Below are 16,447 nucleotides of genomic sequence, written 5' to 3' on the forward strand. Positions count from 1 at the left end.
GATCAGCCCTCCCTGCTACTGAAGTCGATACGCGGGTCGACCAGCGTATAGGTGATGTCACTCACTAGCTTGAGCAACAAACCGACCAGGGTGAAGATATACAGTGTACCGAAGATTATCGGATAATCACGGCGAATAACGGCTTCGTAACCCAGTAATCCTAGCCCGTCGAGTGAGAAGATGACTTCGATAAGCAGCGAGCCGGTAAAGAAGATACCGATCAAGGCGGCAGGCATGCCGGCAATAATCAGTAGCATAGCGTTGCGAAACACATGGCCGTAAAGCACACGGTTTTCTTTCAGGCCTTTAGCTTTAGCAGTTAGCACATACTGTTTGTGAATTTCATCCAGAAATGCATTCTTGGTCAGCATCGTCAAGGTGGCGAAGCTGGAAATTACCGATGCAAGTACCGGCAGCGAAAGATGCCAGAAGTAATCGCCAATTTTTTGTAGCAGTGTCATTTCATCAAAGTTGGCTGATGTCAGGCCTCGTAGCGGAAACCAGTCAAAGTAAGTGCCTCCAGCGAACAGTACGATCAACAGGATGGCAAATAAAAAGTTGGGGATTGCATAGCCGATAATGATCGCGCTACTGGTCCACATATCAAACGCGGTGCCATCACGGACAGCTTTACGTATGCCCAGAGGGATAGATACCAGGTAGGCGATCAGTGTGGTCCAAAGCCCGAGTGATATGGATACCGGCATTTTTTCAATGATCAGTTCCATTACGGTTTTATTGCTGTAAAAGCTGCTGCCAAAATCAAATTTCAGGTAGCTGACCAGCATCTGCATAAAGCGCTCATGTGCGGGCTTATCGAAACCATACATTTTTTCGATTTCGGCAATCAGAGAAGGATCCAGCCCCTGCGCGCCTCGGTAGCCTGTTCCTCCTGAGGATGGTGCTGAAGCCAGGTCAGAGCTAGGGCTGCTGCCAATACGCTCTCCAGCCGTATCGCCAAAGCCTTGCAGGTGCGCAAGGGTCTGTTCAACCGGTCCGCCGGGTGCCAACTGTACGATTAAAAAGTTCAGCAGCAATATACCGAACAGTGTGGGAATAATCAGCAGTAAACGTCGGACAATGTAGGCGACCATCAGGGTTTAATCCACCAGGTATCAAAACCTATTGCATGGTTTGGGCGAATATCGGGTATACCGAACTTGTTCCAGTAGGCAATACGGTAAGCGTTAGTGTGATAATGCGGAATAACATAATGATTCCATTGCAAAGCACGGTCAAGTGCTCTGGCTCTGTAGACTAGCTGCTCTCGATCAGGTGCCTGTATCAATTGTTCAACCAGGTGGTCTATGGCGGGGTTGCGGATACCTATTATATTGCGACTACCCTGGCGTTCAGCGCTGGATGAATGCCAGTATTCGCGTTGTTCATTGCCCGGCGAATTTGACTGGGCAAAGCTGCCCACGACCATATCAAAGTCATAATCACGCAGACGATTGATGTATTGAGAAATATCCACTACGCGAATGCTAACCTGAATGCCCATGCGTTCCAGGTTGCGGATAAAGGGCGAGATCAGGCGTTCCAGGTTATTTTGAAAAATAAGTATTTCAAAACGAAAGGGTTGGCCTTGCTCATTGCGGAGTACGCCCTGATCCAGGTTCCAGCCGGATTTGGCCAGTAGTCGTAACCCTTCACGTATCTGCGTACGTATATTACCGTCGCCATCGGTTTGTGGCGCACGATAAACCTGGGTAAAGACTTCTTCTGGCAGTTGTTCCCTTAGTGGTTCCAGTATCGCCAGCTCTTCTGCACTGGGCAGTTCATCAGCGGCCATCTCCGAGTTGGAAAAATAGCTATGGCTGCGCTTGTAGGCATCGTAAAAAATAGCGCGATTGGTCCATTCAAAATCGAAAGCGTGCGCCAGGGCATAACGTACCTGCGCATCTTCAAAGAGCGAGCGCCGGGTATTCATTACAAAAGCCTGCATGCCGGTAGGATTTTCATGCTCAATGGATTCTTTGATTATCCGTCCTTCGTTCAGCGCTGAGCCAGTATAGCCGGTAGCCCAGTTCTTTGCGGCATATTCGGTGCGGAAGTCATACCGGCCTGCCTTGAAGGCTTCCAGTGCCACGGTGCCGTCGCGATAATAATCAAATACCCATTCATCAAAATTATACCGTCCCCGTTGTACCGGCAGGTCTTTACCCCAATAGTCAGGGTTACGTTTATAGGTGATGGAACGTCCTGGGTCGTAGCTGGCTAGTAGATAAGGTCCTGAGCCGATGGGTACTTCCAGGCCAGACTCTTCAAAGTTGCGCTGATCCCAGAAGTGCTTTGGCAGTACCGGTACTTCACCGACAATCAGCGCCAGTTCACGGTTTTCTGTTTCAGCAAACTCAAACCGAACGCGGTGACTACTGAGTGCTTCGATGCGAGTGATGTCAGCATAGTAAGCACGATAAAATGGGCTGCCTTTTTCTCGTAGTAACTGAAAGGTGTTTACCACATCTTCGGCAGTGACCGGCACACCATCACTGAACACGGCCTCTTTACGCAGTTCAAATTCGATCCAGCGACGATCATCCGGCAGGGTGATGTGTTCAGCCAGGAGTCCGTATACAGAAAAAGGCTCGTCATCGGATTTTGTGGTCAGACTGTCATACAGCAGGCCGATCCCATCAGCCGGGGTGCCTTTAACTATGAATGGATTGAAGCTGTCAAAGCTGCTGCCAGCCGCTGCTTGCGCAACGCGGCCGCCTTTGGGTGCGTCAGGGTTAACATATTCAAAGTGGGGAAAGTCAGCAGGGTATTTAAGATCACCATGCATGGCGATGCCATGAGTGGTGGTTGTGTCTGCAAAACTCCAACTGCTGAGGCTAAAAAAAAGGATGCTTGCCGTGATGCGTGTAGTGTGTTGCAGGCGTTTTATCATAGAGTCTTAACCTGATTCAGACCTTGTAGTTTTGAGTGCTATATTGGTGCTGTCAGCCGGAACAAGCAAGGTCTGGCCGACACGAATGTTGGTGGTGTTTAATTTATTTGCCTGTTGTAACGCCGAAACGGTAGTGCTGTAACGTCGTGCAATAGCACCCAGCGTGTCGCCTGAATTAATGGTGTAGTGTTGATAATTAACCCGTTGTTCAGCGGGTAATGAAACCAGCGCGCTCTGGAATTGATCCGCTTGCTCAACCGGTACCAGCAGACGGTGTGGTCCCTCTGGTGCTGTTGCCCAGCGATTGAAGCCAGGGTTGAGGCGTTTCAGTTCCTCCAGGTCTATCTCTGCCAGTTCGGCTGCCTGAGATAGATCGAGTTGTCCACCTGTATCAATTTCGGTGAAGTAAGGTTCAGCAGGGATGGCCTCTAGCTCAACCCCCAAACTGTCGGCATCACGAATCATTTTTGCTGTGGCCAGCAGTTTTGGAACATAACGCATCGTTTCACCAGGCAAGCGTAATGACCAGTAGTCAATAGGCTGATTGGCATTGTTGTTGCGCTTTATAGCGCGCAATACATTACCTTCACCCGCATTATAGGCTGCAAAGGTAAGCAACCAGTCACCATCAAACATATCGTTGAGCTTGGTTAGATAGGTCAGTGCGGCATCAGTGGAGGCAACTATGTCACGACGGCCATCGTACCACCAGTTACTTTCCAGACCAAAGTTGCGAGCGGTACCAGGAATGAACTGCCAAGGGCCAGCCGCTCTAGCTGGAGAGACTGCAAAAGGGTTGTAGCCGCTTTCTATGAATGGAATCAGAGCGACTTCAGCTGGCATGCTTCGCTCAATTACCTGCTCAAGAATATAGTGATAGTAGGGAAGTGCTCGGTGGCTTACGGCAGTCAAATGCTCAGGGTTTTCAGCTAGCCAGTCCAGCTCCCGTGTCACTCTGATATCCTCTCGGTCCAGTTCCAGAAGCAGGTGTTCTCGGGTCAGGTCCCAGGCGGTCACAGGTTCGATTTTTTGTTGAGATACACTACGCTTATACAAGTTACCCATGTGCATTCTGGAAATCAGTAGACTCTGTTCATAGGTATTATGACTTATTTCTTGAGTGGGCTTACTGCTGCTGGCACAGCCGCTGATGACGGCCGCGGCAAGCAGAGAGAATAGACCTGTGCGTAATTTAGACATAAATAATCTGAACCTGAATGTGAACTTAACCGCACATTCTATCAGTCAAACACTCAGACGCAATCAAAAACTGTTTTTCCATTCCCTCAACAGCGCTAAAGTTTGTGCTGGCGTGTCAGGATGTTCGCCGCTGTGACCATAAACCGTATGAATAACAGAGGTTTCACGGGTGCGCATGAAGGGGTTAATGGCTTTCTCCAGACCGATTCGAGACGGTAGTGTTGGCAGGTCCTGTTCGCGCATGCTGCGGCATTTTTCTGTCATCACGCGTATGTCCTGATTTTCGGGTTCAACAGCATGAGCAAATGCCAGATTGGACAGAGTGTATTCGTGTGCTGCGCAAACGCGGGTATCATCGGGCAGGCTGGCAAAGTAATCCATTGCTGCTTGCATCTGCTCGGCGGTGCCTTCAAAAAGTCGTCCGCAACCCGCCATGAACAGCGTATCACCACAGAGCAATAAAGCCGCAGACGGCGCATAATAGCTGATATGATCGAGGGTGTGTCCGGGAACGGCTTTGACTTCAAAAGCCGTATCAAGTAAACAAATCAGATTGCCTTCACTGAGTGGTTGAGTAATACCTTCAAAGGGAGAGTTGGAAGGCCCGTAGACGGGGCAGTAGTCATTTTGTTGCTGTAGCTCAGTGACGCCGCCGGTATGGTCTTCATGATGGTGGGTAATGAGTATGGCAGCGAGATTTTTGTTATTTTCCTGAAGCCATTGCTGAACGCCTTCCGCACTGCCGGGGTCTACTATGATAACGCCTGAATCAGGGGCTTCAGGGTTACAGATAGCCCATATATAATTGTCGTTGAATGCGGGGATGGGGGTCAGATTAAGCATAATATGCTCCGGTTAATAAAACTTTAGCCTTAATCGATTGTACTGTAATTAAGCATGGCATGTTTAGTCAGTGGGGAAATAATCTGCTGTAACCTGTCTTTCATACCACAGAGGACGCTGTATGAGTCAAGCACAACACATCTCTGCCGAAGGCCTGACGGAAGGCCTTAAAGACTGGTTTGCTTCGCCACTAGGCCAGGAAATAGCAGCCTGTGAACGTCAGATGGCTGATCAGTTGATCCATACAGCCTTTGGTTATCATCTGGTGCAAATAGGCTATGACGCTTCGGTGAAGCTGTATGAGCCGAGCCCGGTTTCGCATAAAGTGATGCTCTGTCCGCGGATGTCATTGGGTATGGATGAACACACCATTATTGCTCAGCCGCATGAGTTACCCTTGCCTGATAGCACCATGGATGTTGTGATTCTGCACCATACACTGGATTTTGCTGATCAGCCCCATCAGGTGTTGCGAGAAGCCTCGCGGGTATTGCGTCCTGGTGGTCATATGTTGATCGTGAGTTTCAATCCGACCAGCTTCTGGGGGATTTGTCGACGCAGTAAGCGTGGTGCCAGAGTGCCTTGGGTGGCGCATGGCTTCAGTCATTGGCGCTTGAATGACTGGGTGCGTTTGCTGGATTTGACCGAACTCAAAAGTGTCAGTGCTTTTCATCGTCCACCACTGGAGAATGAACGTTGGCGCAAACGTATGGGTTTTCTTGAAAAATGGGTATCTCGCTTTCCTACCTACAGTGGCGTGGTGTTAATGATGTTAATCCGCAAGGATGTTGCGGGTGTTACCCCATTAAAACCTGCCTGGAAAACGCGTAAACTTATCCCTTTTCCGGTGGCTGAGCCATCGGCACGTAACAAAACCGCTCGAGGGAAGTCAGTTTGAGTCTAGTGGAAATATTTACCGATGGCGCTTGTAAGGGGAATCCTGGGCCAGGAGGTTGGGGTGCCTTGTTGCGCTATGAAGGTAAGCAGAAAGAGTTGTATGGTGGTGAGCCAGATACGACCAATAACCGCATGGAAATGACTGCCGCTGTGGAGGCGCTTAAATGCCTGAAGCGGCCCTGTCAGATACGTTTAACTACCGATTCGCAGTATTTACGTAAAGGGATTACCGAGTGGCTCAAGGGTTGGAAAAAAAACGGTTGGAAGACGGCCGCAAAGCAGCCAGTTAAAAATGCTGATCTATGGAAGGCGCTTGATGAACAGGTTGCTCGACATCAGGTCGAGTGGTGCTGGGTAAAGGGTCATAGTGGCCATGTGGAAAATGAGATAGCCGATACCTTGGCAAACCGTGGTGTCGATGAATTCGGTAGGCGAGAAGCGTAATGAGACAGATTATTCTGGATACGGAAACCACCGGTATCGATCCGGCACAGGGCCATAATATTATTGAAATCGGTTGTGTTGAGATGCAGTTACGCCGGCTTACGGGTAATACCTATCATCAATATATCCAACCGGATCGTGAGATTGAAGCTGAAGCAATCGCTGTGCACGGGATCACCAATGCCGATCTTGCGGATAAGCCAAAATTTGCCGCCATCAGCGAGGCGTTTATTGAGTTTGTGCGTGGAGCTGAGCTGATCATTCATAACGCGGCCTTCGATATAGGCTTTCTGGATGCGGAGTTAGCGCGCAACGGTTATACCGAGCGGATGGAAGATATTTGCCCGAAGGTAACCGATACGCTGATGTTGGCTCGGAGGAAATTTCCAGGGCAAAAAAATAATCTGGATGCACTGTGCCGTCGTTTTGGTGTTGAGCATTTTGACCGTGAGTTGCACGGGGCTTTACTGGATTCGAAAATCCTGGCAGAAGTCTATCTGCTGCTCACCGGTGGGCAAACGGCATTGGCGCTGGGGCAGGAGGGTGATAATGAAGATGACGACGGGGTGTTTGGTGTGCGTCCGGTTAACACTGAAAATCTGACTTTCAGAGTGATTGAGCCTTCCGAAGCCGAACTGCAGGCGCACCAGGCGTTTCTAAATCTGCTGGATAAAAAATCAGCGGGTAATTGTGTCTGGCTTAAGCAGGATAGTGAATCTAAAACAGCAAGTTAGGATTGATTATGCAGGATTTACGTGAAGCTTTGTCGCAAGCCGTTGATGAGGATGAGTTTGCCGCATTGTCGCGCGAAGCGCAGTTAAGCCGTTGGCAGCAGCAGGCTCAGTTTTGTCATTGTTGTGCCTCGCCCTTGCAACCCCATGCCGAGGAGGCGATAGCGCGGGAGTGCACTCACTGCGGCCATGTGCATTACCCCCCTGTGTCGCCCTGCATCATCGTACTGATTACCAAGGGTGATCAATGCTTATTAGCGCATGCGGCCAATTTCGCACCTGGACGCTACAGTACCCTGGCCGGTTTTATTGAGCCTGGCGAGACGGCCGAGCAAGCCGTTGCCAGGGAAGTGCGTGAAGAGGTCGGGATTGAAGTGACTAATATTCGTTACTTCAAAAGCCAGTCCTGGCCCTTTCCTCATTCACTGATGTTGGGCTTTTTTGCCGAATATGCAGGCGGGGAGTTGCAGCCTGATGGTGTGGAAATACTCGCTGCGGACTGGTTCTCGGCTGACAAAATGCCCTATATGCCACCGTCATTTTCTATATCACGGCAGCTAATCGAGCATTTTCTGACCGGACGAATCAACGACTAAAGAGTTTGCCCAGGCGAGTGGCCAGCATGATATTGCCTTCGGCTCGCAGTTGGCCTTTCATGAACGCGCTCATGCCATCCTGTTCACCACTGATGACTCGAATCAGCGTTGCTTCATCCATCAATAGGGTGATGTCTGGATCTGGATGGTCACCATAATGGCTTTCGCAGTGGGTATCTATGATGGTCAAATAAAAAGAGGCTGCATCGGTCACTCTGAACTGATAGATGGCTTTCAGACCCTTGGACTGCTCTGGGTTAAATTTTGCAGGCAGTTTTAGGACAATTTTATCAAGTGTAATATTTGTGCTCATGCAGTGGCTTCCGGGCTCATTATTACGTATATATGTTACATTAGCCCGCCGCGAAAGCGAACCTGATGCAATTTCCTGTACTTGGAGAAGATGGTGATCGATTTTCTGACACAATATGGCCTGTTTCTGGCCAAAACACTGACATTGGTATTAGCAATTTTGCTGGTCATAATTGTTGCGGCGAGTTTGGTCAGTCGCCGTCGTCATCAGCAGTCTGAAGGACATGTTGAAGTAAAAAATCTTAATGACAAGTACAAGGAGATGTACGAAGCGCTGGAAGAGGCTGTGCTGGATGATGAGTTGCTGCGTCAGCGCATCAAACAAGAGCGTAAGCAAGAAAAATCGGACGCCAAGGCCCGTCGAAAAGCCGCGAAGAAGGGTGAGTTAGAAGAGGACGATAAAAAACGCATTTATGTGTTGGATTTTGATGGTGATATCAGTGCCTCGGCTACGGATCAGCTGCGCGAAGAGATCACCGCTATCCTGGCCATTGCCCGTCCTGAAAAAGATGAAGTGGTACTGAACCTGGAAAGCCCCGGTGGCATGGTACATGCTTATGGCTTTGCTGCCTCACAGCTGGAGCGCTTGCGCCGCAAACAGATTAATCTGACCATTTGTGTCGATAAGGTGGCGGCGAGTGGTGGCTATATGATGGCATGTATTGCCAACAAAATCCTGGCCGCACCCTTTGCTGTTGTGGGTTCGATTGGTGTGGTTGCGCAATTACCCAACTTTCACCGCTTGCTGAAGAAAAACGATATCGACTACGAAATACTGACGGCAGGTGAGTACAAGCGTACCTTGACGGTATTTGGACAGAACACCGATAAAGGTCGGGAGAAGTTTGTTGAAGAGCTGGAAGAGACGCATCAGCTCTTTAAAACCTTTGTTACCGAATACCGTCCCCAGTTGGATATCGCCAAGGTGGCAACGGGTGAGATTTGGTATGGTCGCCAGGCCATAACCGAACAGTTAGTGGATCAGCTGATCACCAGCGATGAATATCTGACCGAGGCGGCTGAAGAGGCTGACTTGTACAAAGTCAGTTACGAACACAAAAAAGGTTTGCAAGATAGATTGGGCGAATTGGCCGCTGATTCTTCCGATCGGTTGTTATTGCGCTGGTGGCAGCGTATTAGTCAGCGCCCCTTAATGTAATAATTATCACTGACATTCCGGCTAAAATTTGTATAATAGGTGTTGAATAGTTTCAAACGCAGGTTCGTCTTTAAGGGAGTATACGGAAGATGGTGATGAAACGTCGAGTGAAAACCGCTACAAGGATCATTCTGGCAGCAGAGGCCTTGTTTGCAGAGCAGGGTTTCACTGAAACCACCATGCGGCAAATTACGTCAGCGGCTGATGTAAATCTGGCTGCTGTGAATTATCACTTCCGCTCAAAGCAAGGGCTGGTAAATGCTGTATGTGAGCGTCTGATGGAGCCGCTCTGTGATGAGATCGAATCAGCGCTTGAAGATCGTATGCTTGATCCCTCACCTGTACGTATTGAAGAACTTCTCGAAATTCTGATGCGTGCGTTGCTGAATGTAAGTCAGATTAACACCTACTCGCTGTCAGTTTTTATGCGTTTGTTAGAACTGGCGTATATGAAGAACCAGGAAGAGTTACGCGAATTCTTTATTACTGAGTATTGGCATAGGCTGGAAAAATTCATGGATTGCCTACGTAAAGATGCCGCCCCGATGGAAGATAATGAGTTTTTCTGGCGGTTGCATTTTTTGCTTGGCTCAATCGTGTTTACCCTGTCCAACTACCATATGCTGTTGACCTTAGAAAAAAGCAGTTTCAAGGACAGTGCTGAAATTGAGCGTATTTTACATCGCATGATCCCAGTACTGGCCGCTGGCATGCAGGCGCGTGGTGAAAAAACCTATTTCTGCCGCATCTGATGACCGCCGTAGCCATCCAAGTCTCGATTGCCAGGCAGCAACTTCAGCTGTTTATTCCAGGCGAGTCAGTTCGTAGTTATGCTGTCTCCACGGCTAAAAAGGGTATAGGTAATACCGAAAACAGTGGTTGCACACCCGTTGGCTTGCATTATGTCCGTGCTAAAATTGGCTCGGGTTTGCCTGTGAATGCCGTGTTTGTCGGTCGTCGATTTACCGGTGAATACTATACGCCGGCATTAGCGGCGCGTTACCCGCAGCGTGACTGGATTCTGACACGTATTCTCTGGCTGTGTGGCCTTGAACCTGGCATCAACCGCTTAGGGCGGGTCGATAGCATGCGCCGTTTTATCTACATTCATGGCACCCCCGATTCAGAACCCATGGGGTTACCCTTATCTCATGGCTGTGTGCGCATGCGCAATGCCGATATAATTGAACTTTTTGAACTGATTCCGGCGGGTTGTCGGGTCAGCATTACTGCTGAGTGAGAGAATACATGGCAACAGGCGCCTTGATGCTGGACCTGGTTGGCACAAAGCTGACCGCTGAGGAAGCGACAACCCTTCAACAACCAGAAGTGGGTGGGCTGATTTTATTTAGCCGTAACTACACCGATCCGGTGCAGCTTCAGCAACTGATGCAAGCAATTCGGTCGATACGACCTGATTTGATCGTTGCTGTAGATCAGGAAGGTGGACGGGTGCAGCGTTTTCGCGACGGTTTTACCAGGCTGCCGCCAATGGCTGTCCTGGGGCGTATGTACCAACAAGATCCAGTCGAGGCTTGTGCTTCAGCGCATGAGCTGGGTTGGTTGATGGCTGCCGAGTTGCGGGCTTTTGATATAGATATCAGCTTTGCCCCAGTGCTGGATATTGACTGGCAGCAAAGCTCCATTATCGGCGATCGAGCCTTCGCATCTGAGCCTGAAACCCTGGCCAAATTGGCGCTGGCCTTTATGCAGGGTATGCATGAGGCCGGTATGGCGGCAACTGGTAAACATTTTCCCGGGCATGGCTGGGTACAGGCTGATTCACATCTGGAATTGCCTGTTGATGAGCGTGACGAATCCCGTCTTGAACAGTCCGATATCCAGCCATTTAAGTATTTGATTGCAAAGGGTTTGGATGCCATTATGCCTGCCCATGTAGTGTACAGTAAGATTGATGCGGAACCGGCAGGCTTTTCACCTTATTGGCTAAAAGAGAAACTTCGCAAACAATTGGGCTTTTCCGGAGTCATATTCAGTGATGACCTGACTATGGAAGGTGCCAGTATTGCCGGAAGTTATGCGCAACGCTGCCAAAAAGCTTTGGACGCTGGCTGTGATATGGTGCTGGTCTGCAATAAGCCGCAGCATGCGCTTGAGGTATTGGACTATTTAAAAACTAGGCCGGTGGTAAACAATCCGCGCATTGCCACGATGCGTGGAAAACCCAGTGACTTACTGCAGGACACCCAGCGACTTGAGCAGGCCCGTGAGTTGGCGGGCCGTTGTGTGGCGCTGATCTGATAGTGAGTTAACCCGTAGTCCTACGAAAATTTAAGAGCAACGATGCAAGCAACAACACGCGAGTCAACAGGTGACAAATCCCGCTGGTTGAAAGGACTGTTGGGTAATGAGAAACGCTGGGTTCGGCTCAGTGTTGCCGCCGGTATATTTGCTGGCTTAATGCTGGTGCTGCAGGCGCATTTGTTAGCGCGTGCCGTGAATGAGACCCTGTTTCAGGGCGCTCAGCTCAGTGAGCTGAAAGGGCTTATAGTTATCCTGTTGTTAGCTTTACTGTTCCGTGCCGCTGCCGGTGTGTTCAGAGAATGGAGCGGTCAACGTGCCTCTGTAGGAGTGCGCTCCAGGTTACGCGCTGAACTACTGGCCAGGTTAGCGCAACTGGGGCCAGCCTATAGCAAGAGCCAGCGTAGTGGTGAGCTTAGCAGCCTGCTGATGGAGCAGGTCGAAGCACTGGATGGCTTCATCGCACGCTATCTTCCGCAAATGGCCCTGGCTGGCATTATTCCATTAGTTATTTTGGCTTTTGTATTACCGATTAACTGGGCCGCGGCACTGATTTTTCTGGCAACCGCGCCACTGATCCCTTTGTTCATGGCGCTGGTCGGGACCCGGGCAGCCGAAGCTAACCGTCGTAATTTTCGCGCTTTAGCACAGCTGAGTGGCTATTTTCTGGATGTTGTTCAGGGATTGGGCACACTGAAGCTGTTTTCCCGTAGCCAGGAGCAACAGCGTGTTATCGCTGATAATGCTGATGAGTTCCGTATTCGCACCATGCAGGTATTGCGGCTGGCTTTTTTGTCCTCAGCCGTCCTGGAGTTTTTTGCCTCTATATCTATTGCCATTCTGGCCGTTTACCTGGGTTTCAGTTTTTTGGGTTTGCTTGATTTCGGTAGCTGGGGCGCTGAAATCACACTCTACCATGCACTGTTTCTGTTGATTCTGGCGCCGGAGTTTTACTTGCCATTGCGGGAGTTGGGCACACATTACCATTCCAAGCAGGAAGCCATTGCCGCTGCTGAGCGGATCATTGAACTGCTTGATCAACATGAGCACCTGCAATCGGGTGGTCAACAAGTGTTACCTGAACACCAACCTGCGCTTACGTTGGATCGGATCAGTTTTAGTTACCCTGAACAATCCCAGCCCGTGCTAGACAATTTTTATTTACAGGTTGAACCTGGCGAATGTGTTGCACTGGTAGGGCCTAGTGGAGCAGGTAAATCGACTGTACTGAATTTACTGGCAGGCTTCGATTGTCCGCAGCAGGGTGACATTCTTATAAGTGCTATCCCCTTGGCAAAATTATCACGTTCACAGTGGATGGATAAGGTCGCATTTGTCAGCCAGCATACGACGTTATTTCCAGGCAGTATTCGTGACAACCTTTTGATGGCTAACCCTCAAGCGACCGATGATCAACTCAGGCTGGCCTGTGATCAGGCCGCAGCCAGTGAGTTTATTGATCGCCTTGAGGAGGGGCTGGATACGTCGGTTGGCGAAGCCGGGGCAAACTTTTCTGGTGGTCAGATTCAGCGTTTATCCTTAGCGAGAGCCTTTTTGAAGAATGCACCGGTGCTGCTGCTGGATGAACCTACCGCGAGCCTGGACCATGCCAGTGAAGAGCTGGTGTTGCAGGCATTGTCTCGACTCTGTCGTGGGCGGACCACCCTGCTGCTAACACACCGCCCGGCTACTATGAAGTTAGCTGATCGCGTGTGTGTGTTGCAGCAAGGTCGGTGTGTTGAAGCAGATGCGGCTATGAGACAAGCGTTACAGGGGGCAGTTAACTAATGTCAGCACTTATGCCTTTTATCCGCTTGATGAAACCGCATCTGGGTTGGGTGCTGTTAGGTAGCTTTCTGGGTTTGGTCACGCTGCTGTCAAGTGTCGGGTTGTTGACCCTCTCCGGTTGGTTTATTTCAGCCACGGCTCTGGCTGGGGTGTCAGTGGTCTCTGCACAGGCATTTAATTACATGACTCCAGGTGGAGGGGTGAGGGCCTTTGCTATAGCCAGAACCGCTGGGCGGTATTTTGAGCGGGTCACAACACATGAAGCAACCTTCAGGTTATTGGCACAGCTGCGCAGTTGGTTTTATGCCCACCTGGAACCCTTGAATCCAGCACGTCTGCGGCATTATCGCTCGGCTGACCTGCTTAACCGTTTGATTAGTGATATTAACTCACTTGATAATCTGTATTTACGGGTAATTTCTCCCAGCCTGGTTGCGTTGGTTACAGCTGTACTGGTGTCCTTGTTCCTCTGGTGGATTTCCCCTTCACTGGGGGTGTTGCTGTTGCTGGCTTTATCGGTATCGGGGGTGTTAATCCCCATGCTAGGGCATAAGCTAGGTGCAGTGACAGGGCGGGACATGGTTGGCCAGGCATCAGCGTTGCGTCAGCGTACCTTGACCTATGTGCAGGGAATGGCAGAGCTGCATGTATATTCGGCCCTGGATAAACAACAGCTGGAGTTGCAGCAATCTCAGCAGATTTTGTTGCAAGCGCAACTACGTATGAGTCTGGTGAGTGGCGTGACAGCGGCACTGATGACGTTGGCGGCTGGATTGACTACACTGCTGGCGTTGATGATTGGCATCAATCTGGTGACCGAAGAGCAACTGTCGCCAGCCTGGCTGGCGTTGGTGGTGTTTTGTGTGCTGGCAAGTTTCGAGGCCGTAGCCTCACTGCCGCTGGCTTACCAATACCTGGGTAAAACCCGTGCGGCGGCAGAGAACCTGCAGGAGATCACTTCCCAACGTTCAGATATCGAGTTTCCCGACCAGCCCATAGTGGTTGTAAGAGCAGGAGAAATTCAGTTTGATCAGGTGAGTTTTGCCTATGATTCCGCCCCAGTATTGCAAGGGTTGTCTATGCAGGTGAATCCAGGGGACAAAGTTGCATTGGTGGGTCATACGGGCAGTGGTAAAAGCTCAATCATTAATTTGTTATCCCGCTTTTGGCAATACCAACAAGGGCGCGTGTTAGTGGGGGGAGTGGTTGTTGAATCCTACCCCGAACAGCAGTTGCGTGACCAGATGGCGGTCTTGTCTCAGCCGGTACAGCTGTTTGCCGGTAGTGTCCGTGCGAATTTGCAAGTGGCTGATGCTGAAGCCTCTGATCAGCAGATGCTGGCGTTGTTGGGTCAGCTTGGCATGACAGAGATGCTCGGCAGCGAAGGCTTGGACCGTGAAGTGGGTGAGGGGGGGAATCGCCTGTCGGGTGGGCAGCGTAAGCGCCTGGGTATTGCGCGAGCCTTGTTGAAGACGGCACCGATACTGATTCTGGATGAGCCCACAGAAGGTTTGGATATTCACACTGCTGCACAAGTCATGGAGACCGTGTTCAGTTACCGGCCAGGGCAAACCCTGTTGATTATCACCCACCATATGCAAGAGCTGCATCGTTATGATCAGGTTATCAGGCTGGATCAGGGTCGACGTTTGGATTAGCCTGTTTTGCTTGAGTCACCCTGAGCTTGGGGCTATGCTGAATACTATAAGTTTATATAAACTGTCACTATCGATAAGTGTGGTATCTCCTTGAAGTATCAGGAAACCTTGAATACCATCTACGCGCGCCTTGATCGATTAGGTGATTTGCCGGTATTCAGTGCAACGGTCAATCATATTCGCCAGATCAGTAGTGCTGGTGATACGGATGCTATGGCACTGGCCATCGCCGTCATGAAGGACGCCAATCTGACCACCAAGCTACTGCGTCTGGCCAACTCTAATCATTATAACCGTGGCAGTGGCAAAATAACGGCCATCTCACGCGCTGTAGTATTGATAGGTTTTGAGCGTATACGTAACCTCTGCATGACATTAAAGCTGATCGAAAGCTTTGGCGAGAAAGAGCCGAATCGCCATGTAGAGGATCTGTTGGTTAGCGCTGTTCTGAATGCTTCAACCGCACGTGATCTGGCACTGAGTGCTGGCATCGATGATGTTGAGGAAACCTATATTTGTGGCTTACTCTTCAGCTTAGGTGAAATTGTTGTCGCCTTTACCCTACCTGATACCTATCGCGCCATGCTGGAACAGCGTAAGCAACGTCTGTTGAGCTGGGTGAACATCCAACAGCAAACCCTGGGAGGAGAGTTTGTTACCCTTGGACGTGACTTAATTCAGAGCTGGGGTTTTTCTAAACGCGTTGTTAGTAGTCTGCGTACGGGTGAGCCTCAACCGGGAGTATCCGAGCAGGAACGACTTAATCAGCAGATCGTTTCCGGCTGTCATCAATTGTTCGAGCAGGTTTATCAGCGCTCTCCGCAACTGGAAGGTAATGAATATACCGAGCAACTAAAGCTGATGTCAGCGTTGACTCGTCAACCTGCCGAAAAACTTGAAGAAACACTGCATTATTCTGTCCGGCAGTTGTGTGACCATATTGATCAGTATGGATTGTCGCACCGCGCGTTAATTCCACCCGTTTCCGCTAGTGGTAATGAATCGCTTGATGAACTCAGTCGTAAAGTGTCCTTTTATGTGCATGCACGACAGGAACAGCAAAGCTCGAAAAAATATCAGGAGGACGCTTATTCTGTGGAACAACAAAAGCGTCTGGCTGAATACAATCAATTGCAGCTGAAATATCTGGAAAAAATGAATGAACTGATGACCGGTCAGGCACCCACAACTCAGGTATTATTGACCTGTGTTGAAGGTATTGAGGCCAGCAGTTCACTGGAACGAGTGGTGTTTTGTCTTAGTGTTAATGCTGGCCAGCAATTGGTGGCAAAGCTGCTTGAGGGTGAGCAATTGGACCCACTAATGAGTTACTTTCAGTTGAACCGGACAGATAAAAACAGCCGCCTGTTCTTTCATATTATGGACCGAGGTGTTGCGTTGCTGGTATCTGATGCCAGCGACCCAAGCTGGCAGAATCGTTTGCCAGATGATTACTTACACAGTGTCAGGCCGGGTGGTTTGATCGTGTCACCACTGATAGTATCCGGCAAAGTCCTGGGCTTACTCTATGCGGATAAAACTGACGTGGCTGGCCCGGTTGAAGATCGTGATTTCAGAGTGTTTAACCAATTTTTGGTACAATGTCGAATTGCGCTGGAAATGGGTAAGCATTTCAGCACCGACCTGACCAAAAAAGCCTAGGA

At 49.9% G+C, this 16,447-nt stretch carries 16 protein-coding genes; 11 read left to right on the top strand and 5 right to left on the bottom strand.

From position 1 onward, the window contains the following. Positions 1-2: 2 nt before the first annotated feature. From ACN0R1_RS04740 to gloB, 4 genes are all read right to left on the bottom strand, one after another. Complete coding sequence (locus ACN0R1_RS04740) at positions 3-1,094, bottom strand: microcin C ABC transporter permease YejB (protein ID WP_417580460.1); 1,092 nt, start codon at positions 1,092-1,094, stop codon at positions 3-5. Further along, a complete protein-coding gene (locus tag ACN0R1_RS04745; protein ID WP_417580462.1) occupies positions 1,094-2,893 on the bottom strand; it encodes an extracellular solute-binding protein in 1,800 nt (599 codons plus the stop codon). Before ACN0R1_RS04745 ends, ACN0R1_RS04740 begins: the two co-directional genes overlap by 1 nt. A gap of 6 nt (positions 2,894-2,899) precedes the next feature. Continuing rightward, the gene (locus ACN0R1_RS04750) at positions 2,900-4,093 is read right to left on the bottom strand and encodes a transglycosylase SLT domain-containing protein (RefSeq protein WP_417580464.1); all 1,194 of its coding nucleotides are present in this window, start codon (positions 4,091-4,093) and stop codon (positions 2,900-2,902) included. Positions 4,094-4,156: 63 nt separating this feature from the next. Next, the gene (gloB, locus tag ACN0R1_RS04755; RefSeq protein WP_417580466.1) at positions 4,157-4,936 is read right to left on the bottom strand and encodes a hydroxyacylglutathione hydrolase; all 780 of its coding nucleotides are present in this window, start codon (positions 4,934-4,936) and stop codon (positions 4,157-4,159) included. 121 nt (positions 4,937-5,057) lie between these two features. Here gloB and ACN0R1_RS04760 point away from each other — a divergent pair, with 121 nt between their 5' ends. Genes ACN0R1_RS04760 through nudC form a run of 4 tightly spaced genes read left to right on the top strand, consistent with a single transcriptional unit; the run spans position 5,058 to position 7,604 of the window. Further along, on the top strand, positions 5,058-5,834 hold the full coding sequence (locus ACN0R1_RS04760) for a class I SAM-dependent methyltransferase (RefSeq protein ID WP_417580468.1): 777 nt from the start codon (positions 5,058-5,060) through the stop codon (positions 5,832-5,834). Further along, positions 5,831-6,277 (top strand): ribonuclease HI, encoded by a 447-nt coding sequence (rnhA, locus tag ACN0R1_RS04765; protein WP_151055550.1) that lies wholly within the window; start codon positions 5,831-5,833, stop codon positions 6,275-6,277. The genes ACN0R1_RS04760 and rnhA overlap by 4 nt, the downstream gene beginning before the upstream one ends. Then, on the top strand, positions 6,277-7,011 hold the full coding sequence (dnaQ, locus tag ACN0R1_RS04770) for a DNA polymerase III subunit epsilon (RefSeq protein WP_417580470.1): 735 nt from the start codon (positions 6,277-6,279) through the stop codon (positions 7,009-7,011). Before rnhA ends, dnaQ begins: the two co-directional genes overlap by 1 nt. Positions 7,012-7,019: 8 nt before the next feature. Continuing rightward, positions 7,020-7,604 carry an NAD(+) diphosphatase gene (gene nudC / locus ACN0R1_RS04775; RefSeq protein WP_417580472.1) on the top strand — a complete coding sequence of 195 codons (585 nt, stop codon included), beginning with the start codon at positions 7,020-7,022 and terminating at the stop codon, positions 7,602-7,604. Here the strand turns inward: nudC and ACN0R1_RS04780 are convergent. Next, positions 7,594-7,917 carry an SCP2 sterol-binding domain-containing protein gene (locus tag ACN0R1_RS04780; RefSeq protein ID WP_417580474.1) on the bottom strand — a complete coding sequence of 108 codons (324 nt, stop codon included), beginning with the start codon at positions 7,915-7,917 and terminating at the stop codon, positions 7,594-7,596. The two genes, nudC and ACN0R1_RS04780, sit on opposite strands and share 11 nt — an antisense overlap. 90 nt (positions 7,918-8,007) lie before the next feature. Here ACN0R1_RS04780 and sohB point away from each other — a divergent pair, with 90 nt between their 5' ends. The 7 genes from sohB to ACN0R1_RS04815 all read left to right on the top strand — a co-directional run bounded on the left by sohB (position 8,008) and on the right by ACN0R1_RS04815 (position 16,445). Further along, positions 8,008-9,075: a protease SohB gene (sohB, locus tag ACN0R1_RS04785; protein WP_417580476.1), complete on the top strand. Its 1,068-nt coding sequence runs from the start codon at positions 8,008-8,010 to the stop codon at positions 9,073-9,075. A 95-nt stretch (positions 9,076-9,170) separates the two neighbouring features. Then, on the top strand, positions 9,171-9,827 hold the full coding sequence (locus ACN0R1_RS04790; protein ID WP_417580478.1) for a TetR/AcrR family transcriptional regulator: 657 nt from the start codon (positions 9,171-9,173) through the stop codon (positions 9,825-9,827). Further along, positions 9,827-10,315: a L,D-transpeptidase family protein gene (locus ACN0R1_RS04795; RefSeq protein WP_417580480.1), complete on the top strand. Its 489-nt coding sequence runs from the start codon at positions 9,827-9,829 to the stop codon at positions 10,313-10,315. The genes ACN0R1_RS04790 and ACN0R1_RS04795 overlap by 1 nt, the downstream gene beginning before the upstream one ends. Before the next feature lie 8 nt (positions 10,316-10,323). Beyond that, positions 10,324-11,337, top strand: a complete 1,014-nt coding sequence (gene nagZ / locus ACN0R1_RS04800; protein WP_417580482.1) for a beta-N-acetylhexosaminidase — start codon at positions 10,324-10,326, stop codon at positions 11,335-11,337. A 42-nt stretch (positions 11,338-11,379) separates the two neighbouring features. Further along, positions 11,380-13,125, top strand: a complete 1,746-nt coding sequence (cydD, locus tag ACN0R1_RS04805) for a thiol reductant ABC exporter subunit CydD (protein ID WP_417580484.1) — start codon at positions 11,380-11,382, stop codon at positions 13,123-13,125. Next, entirely contained in the window at positions 13,125-14,783 is a 1,659-nt protein-coding gene (cydC, locus tag ACN0R1_RS04810; RefSeq protein WP_417580486.1) for a thiol reductant ABC exporter subunit CydC, read from the top strand. The genes cydD and cydC overlap by 1 nt, the downstream gene beginning before the upstream one ends. Positions 14,784-14,891: 108 nt before the next feature. Beyond that, positions 14,892-16,445 (top strand): HDOD domain-containing protein, encoded by a 1,554-nt coding sequence (locus ACN0R1_RS04815; RefSeq protein ID WP_417580488.1) that lies wholly within the window; start codon positions 14,892-14,894, stop codon positions 16,443-16,445. Positions 16,446-16,447: the final 2 nt, after the last annotated feature.

It is taken from the genome of Nitrincola sp. (assembly GCF_048264025.1).
GTDB lineage: Bacteria > Pseudomonadota > Gammaproteobacteria > Pseudomonadales > Balneatricaceae > Nitrincola.

What these genes read in the sequence shown, in the direction of transcription:
- ACN0R1_RS04740 (WP_417580460.1), bottom strand. Translation starts at nt 1,094, where the DNA reads ATGGTCGCCTACATTGTCCGACGTTTACTGCTGATTATTCCCACACTG.
- ACN0R1_RS04745 (WP_417580462.1), bottom strand. Translation starts at nt 2,893, where the DNA reads ATGATAAAACGCCTGCAACACACTACACGCATCACGGCAAGCATCCTT.
- ACN0R1_RS04750 (WP_417580464.1), bottom strand. Translation starts at nt 4,093, where the DNA reads ATGTCTAAATTACGCACAGGTCTATTCTCTCTGCTTGCCGCGGCCGTC.
- gloB (WP_417580466.1), bottom strand. Translation starts at nt 4,936, where the DNA reads ATGCTTAATCTGACCCCCATCCCCGCATTCAACGACAATTATATATGG.
- ACN0R1_RS04760 (WP_417580468.1), top strand. Translation starts at nt 5,058, where the DNA reads ATGAGTCAAGCACAACACATCTCTGCCGAAGGCCTGACGGAAGGCCTT.
- dnaQ (WP_417580470.1), top strand. Translation starts at nt 6,277, where the DNA reads ATGAGACAGATTATTCTGGATACGGAAACCACCGGTATCGATCCGGCA.
- nudC (WP_417580472.1), top strand. Translation starts at nt 7,020, where the DNA reads ATGCAGGATTTACGTGAAGCTTTGTCGCAAGCCGTTGATGAGGATGAG.
- ACN0R1_RS04780 (WP_417580474.1), bottom strand. Translation starts at nt 7,917, where the DNA reads ATGAGCACAAATATTACACTTGATAAAATTGTCCTAAAACTGCCTGCA.
- sohB (WP_417580476.1), top strand. Translation starts at nt 8,008, where the DNA reads ATGGTGATCGATTTTCTGACACAATATGGCCTGTTTCTGGCCAAAACA.
- ACN0R1_RS04790 (WP_417580478.1), top strand. Translation starts at nt 9,171, where the DNA reads ATGAAACGTCGAGTGAAAACCGCTACAAGGATCATTCTGGCAGCAGAG.
- ACN0R1_RS04795 (WP_417580480.1), top strand. Translation starts at nt 9,827, where the DNA reads ATGACCGCCGTAGCCATCCAAGTCTCGATTGCCAGGCAGCAACTTCAG.
- nagZ (WP_417580482.1), top strand. Translation starts at nt 10,324, where the DNA reads ATGGCAACAGGCGCCTTGATGCTGGACCTGGTTGGCACAAAGCTGACC.
- cydD (WP_417580484.1), top strand. Translation starts at nt 11,380, where the DNA reads ATGCAAGCAACAACACGCGAGTCAACAGGTGACAAATCCCGCTGGTTG.
- cydC (WP_417580486.1), top strand. Translation starts at nt 13,125, where the DNA reads ATGTCAGCACTTATGCCTTTTATCCGCTTGATGAAACCGCATCTGGGT.